The 3,982-nt window shown below is 69.5% G+C and carries 4 protein-coding genes; all 4 read left to right on the forward strand.

The window, feature by feature from the left end; genetic code table 11:
• Positions 1 to 30: 30 nt before the first annotated feature.
• The gene (locus tag BIV25_RS45950; RefSeq protein ID WP_071378562.1) at positions 31 to 846 is read left to right on the forward strand and encodes a class I SAM-dependent methyltransferase; all 816 of its coding nucleotides are present in this window, start codon (positions 31 to 33) and stop codon (positions 844 to 846) included.
• 87 nt (positions 847 to 933) lie between these two features.
• The gene (locus tag BIV25_RS45955; RefSeq protein WP_071378563.1) at positions 934 to 1,701 is read left to right on the forward strand and encodes an ABC transporter ATP-binding protein; all 768 of its coding nucleotides are present in this window, start codon (positions 934 to 936) and stop codon (positions 1,699 to 1,701) included.
• Positions 1,698 to 2,471: an ABC transporter permease gene (locus BIV25_RS45960; protein ID WP_071378564.1), complete on the forward strand. Its 774-nt coding sequence runs from the start codon at positions 1,698 to 1,700 to the stop codon at positions 2,469 to 2,471. Before BIV25_RS45955 ends, BIV25_RS45960 begins: the two co-directional genes overlap by 4 nt.
• A 64-nt stretch (positions 2,472 to 2,535) precedes the next feature.
• Positions 2,536 to 3,348, forward strand: a complete 813-nt coding sequence (proC, locus tag BIV25_RS45965; RefSeq protein WP_071378565.1) for a pyrroline-5-carboxylate reductase — start codon at positions 2,536 to 2,538, stop codon at positions 3,346 to 3,348.
• Positions 3,349 to 3,982 lie beyond the last annotated feature (634 nt).

Genomic DNA, 3,982 nt, shown 5'->3' on the forward strand with positions numbered 1-3,982 from the left:
CCCGCCCCCCGTGTCGACCACCATGGCCGTATGACCACGACGCCCCCGCCCCAGACCCCGCCCTCACACGCCCTCCGCGCGCGTTCCTTCAACGCCGCGGCCGCCCAGTACGCCGCGCACCGCCCCTCCTATCCGCCCGCCCTCTTCGACGCGGTCGAGGAACTGGCCGGCCGGTCGCTCACCGGCGCCACCGTCGTCGACGTCGGCGCCGGCACCGGCATCTCCACCGCCCTCCTGCACGACCGCGGCGCCGACGTCCTCGCTGTCGAGCCCGGCGAGGGCATGGCCGCCGAGTTCCGCCGCAGGCTGCCGCACATCCCGATCGTGCGCGGCAACGGCAACGCCCTCCCCGTCGCCGACGCACACGCCGACTTCGTCACCTACGCCCAGGCCTGGCACTGGACGGACACCACCCGCTCGGTGCCGGAGGTGCTGCGCGTACTGCGCCCGGGCGGCGCGCTGGCGCTGTGGTGGAACACCGAGGCCCTGGACGTCGACTGGATCGGCGAGGCCGCCGACCGCAAAGGCCGCCTGCTGGGCGTGGACTTCGCCGCCAAGAAACGCTCCGCCCGGGGAAGCACCGACCTTGCTGACCCCAGCGGACGCCTCGACTTCGTCCGCGAAGAGGTCCGTTGGAGCCGCCGCGTCCCGGTCGACACGCACCTCGCCAACGTCGGCAGCCACTCGGACTTCCTGGTGATGCCCGAGGACCGCAGAGCCGCCTTCCTGGAGGAGGAGCGTGCCCGGCTGCTGGAGGTCTTCGCGGACGGGATCGTGGAGGAGACGTACGACGTCCTCCTGCTCATCGCCCTCGCTCCCGCCCCCACTCGCAGCCCCACCCCCTGACTCCATGCCCTGACTCCATGCCCTGACTCCACGCCCTGACTCCACGCCCCTTGACTCCACGGCCCGCCCGGCCCAATTATTCATCGCATGATGAATAATGCGGTCCGGGCCGACGACCTCACCGTCGTCCGCGGCCGGCGCACCGTCCTGCACCACCTCGGCTTCACCGTCCGGCCTGGCCGGATCACGGGCCTCCTCGGCCCCTCCGGCTGCGGCAAGTCCACCCTCATGCGCGCCATCGTCGGCACCCAGGCGGAGGTCACCGGCACCCTGGACGTCCTCGGCCACCCGGCAGGCCACCCCGCCCTGCGCAGCCGCGTCGGCTACGTCACCCAGGCCCCCTCCGTCTACGACGACCTGACCGTCCGGCAGAACCTGGAGTACTTCGCCGCGATCCTCGACCCCGGCCGGGCCGCCGCCGAACGGCGCCACGAACATGTCACCCAAGCCATCACCGACGTCGACCTCAGCAGCCACGCCGACGCGCTCGCCGGCACCCTCTCCGGCGGCCAGCGCGGCCGGGTCTCCCTCGCCGTCGCCCTGCTCGGCGCCCCCGAACTCCTCGTCCTCGACGAACCGACCGTCGGCCTCGACCCCGTCCTCCGCCGCGACCTGTGGCACCTCTTCCACCAGCTCGCCGCCACCCGCGGCACCACCCTCCTCGTCTCCTCCCACGTCATGGACGAGGCCGAGCGCTGTCACCGCCTGCTGCTCATGCGGGAGGGCGAGATCCTCGCCGACGACAGCCCCGACGCCCTGCGCACCCGCACCGGCACGGACACCGTCGAAGCGGCCTTCCTCCGCCTCGTGGACGAAGCCGCCGCAGTATCACGCACCCAGGAGCCGACCCGATGAGTACGACCGCCCCCGTCACCCCCACCGGCGCGCTCAACGCCTCCCGCACCATCGCCACCGCGGCCCGGGTCCTGCGCCAACTCCGCCACGACCCGCGCACGATCGCGCTGATGATCCTCGTCCCCTGCCTGATGCTGGTCCTGCTGCGCTACGTCTTCGACGGGAGCCCCCGCACCTTCGACAACATCGGCGCCTCCCTGCTCGGCATCTTCCCGCTGATCACGATGTTCCTGGTCACGTCCATCGCCACCCTGCGCGAACGCACCTCCGGCACCCTCGAACGCCTCCTCGCCATGCCCCTCGGCAAGGCCGACCTCATCGCCGGGTACGCCCTCGCCTTCGGCGCCCTCGCGATCGTCCAGTCGGCCCTGGCCACCGGCCTAGCGGTCTGGTTCCTCGGCCTGGACGTGACGGGCTCGCCCTGGCTCCTTCTCCTGGTGGCCCTCCTCGACGCCCTGCTCGGCACGGCCCTCGGCCTCTTCGTCTCGGCGTTCGCGGCCTCGGAGTTCCAGGCGGTCCAGTTCATGCCGGCGGTGATCTTTCCCCAGCTCCTCCTCTGCGGCCTGTTCACACCCCGCTCCGACATGCACCCCGCCCTGACAGCCGTCTCCGACGCCCTCCCGATGTCCTACGCCGTCGACGCCATGAACCAGGTCCTCCACCACACCGACATGACGACCACCTTCGTGCGCGACGTCCTGATCGTCGCGGGCTGCGCACTCCTGGTCCTGGTCCTGGGGGCGGCGACACTGCGCCGACGGACGGCGTGAACACGCTGTTCCGCCCACCGGACGGCCGCCCCACCCCCCACTCCCCGGTGCCAGACTGGCCCCCATGAGCCAGAAAGTCGCAGTCCTCGGCACCGGCAAGATCGGCGAAGCCCTGCTCAGCGGAATGATCCGCGCCGGCTGGGCCCCCACCGACCTCCTGGTCACGGCCCGCCGTCCGGAACGTGCCGAGGAACTCCGCGCCCGCTACGGAGTCAACCCGGTCACCAACACCGAGGCCGCCAAGACCGCCGACACCCTGATCCTCACGGTCAAACCACAGGACATGGGCACCCTTCTGGACGAACTGGCCCCGCACGTTCCCGCCGACCGCCTGGTCATCAGCGGCGCCGCCGGCATCCCCACCTCCTTCTTCGAGGAACGCCTGGCCGCGGGCACACCGGTCGTGCGCGTCATGACCAACACCCCCGCCCTCGTCGACGAGGCCATGTCGGTCATCTCCCCTGGCAGCCACGCCACCTCCGACCACCTCGCCACGGCCGAGGAGATCTTCGGCGCCGTCGGCAAGACGCTCCAGGTCCCCGAGTCCCAGCAGGACGCCTGCACGGCCCTGTCCGGCTCGGGTCCGGCGTACTTCTTCTACCTGGTCGAGGCCATGACCGACGCCGGCATCCTGCTCGGCCTGCCCCGCGACAAGGCCCACGACCTCATCGTCCAGTCCGCGATCGGCGCCGCCGTGATGCTCCGCGACAGCGGCGAGCACCCGGTCAAGCTCCGCGAGAACGTCACCTCCCCGGCGGGTACGACCATCAACGCCATTCGCGAGCTGGAGAACCACGGCGTCCGCGCGGCCCTCATCGCCGCCCTCGAAGCCGCCCGCGACCGCAGCCGCGAACTCGCCTCCGGCAAGAAGGACTGAACCTCACGGCAGCGAGTTGACACGCCCTACCTCGATCCGTAGTGTTCTCCGAGTTGTCCGACGTGAGCGCCGATCTAGGTCGGTCCCCGGACAGCCATTCCGCAAGTCCCAGCCACTCATCGTCACTTCGGTGCCGAATGTATTGGCGTGCGCATTTGCGAAATGAGGAATCCGCGTTCGAAAGGACGAGGCCCCCGATTAGCTCGGAGGCCGGGAATCCGCTAAAGTCTCACTCGTCGGAACGGCCCAGCGGGCCGGGAAGACAAACCCCCCTGACTGGGAGTCAGACGCCGAAAGGATCTGATAGAGTCGGAACCGCCGGAAAGGGAAACGCGAAGCGAAAGCGGAGCGGGAACCTGGAAAGCACCGAGGAAATCGGATCGAGAAAAGATCTGATAGAGTCGGAAACACCGAAGGGAAGCCCGGAGGAAAGCCCGAGAGGGTGAGTACAAAGGAAGCGACCGTTCCTTGAGAACTCAACAGCGTGCCAAAAATCAACGCCAGATTAGTTGATACCCCGTCTCCGGTCGTCATGATCGGGGCGAGGTTCCTTTGAAAAACACAGCGAGGACGCTGTGAACCGGAAGGACTATTCCTCCTCCCGGTTCCGCTCTCGTGATGTGTCGTCCCGATT

The organism is Streptomyces sp. MUSC 14 (assembly GCF_001866675.1).
Lineage (GTDB): Bacteria > Actinomycetota > Actinomycetes > Streptomycetales > Streptomycetaceae > Streptomyces.

What these genes read in the sequence shown, in the direction of transcription:
- BIV25_RS45960 (WP_071378564.1), top strand. Translation starts at nt 1,698, where the DNA reads ATGAGTACGACCGCCCCCGTCACCCCCACCGGCGCGCTCAACGCCTCC.
- BIV25_RS45950 (WP_071378562.1), top strand. Translation starts at nt 31, where the DNA reads ATGACCACGACGCCCCCGCCCCAGACCCCGCCCTCACACGCCCTCCGC.
- proC (WP_071378565.1), top strand. Translation starts at nt 2,536, where the DNA reads ATGAGCCAGAAAGTCGCAGTCCTCGGCACCGGCAAGATCGGCGAAGCC.
- BIV25_RS45955 (WP_071378563.1), top strand. Translation starts at nt 934, where the DNA reads ATGATGAATAATGCGGTCCGGGCCGACGACCTCACCGTCGTCCGCGGC.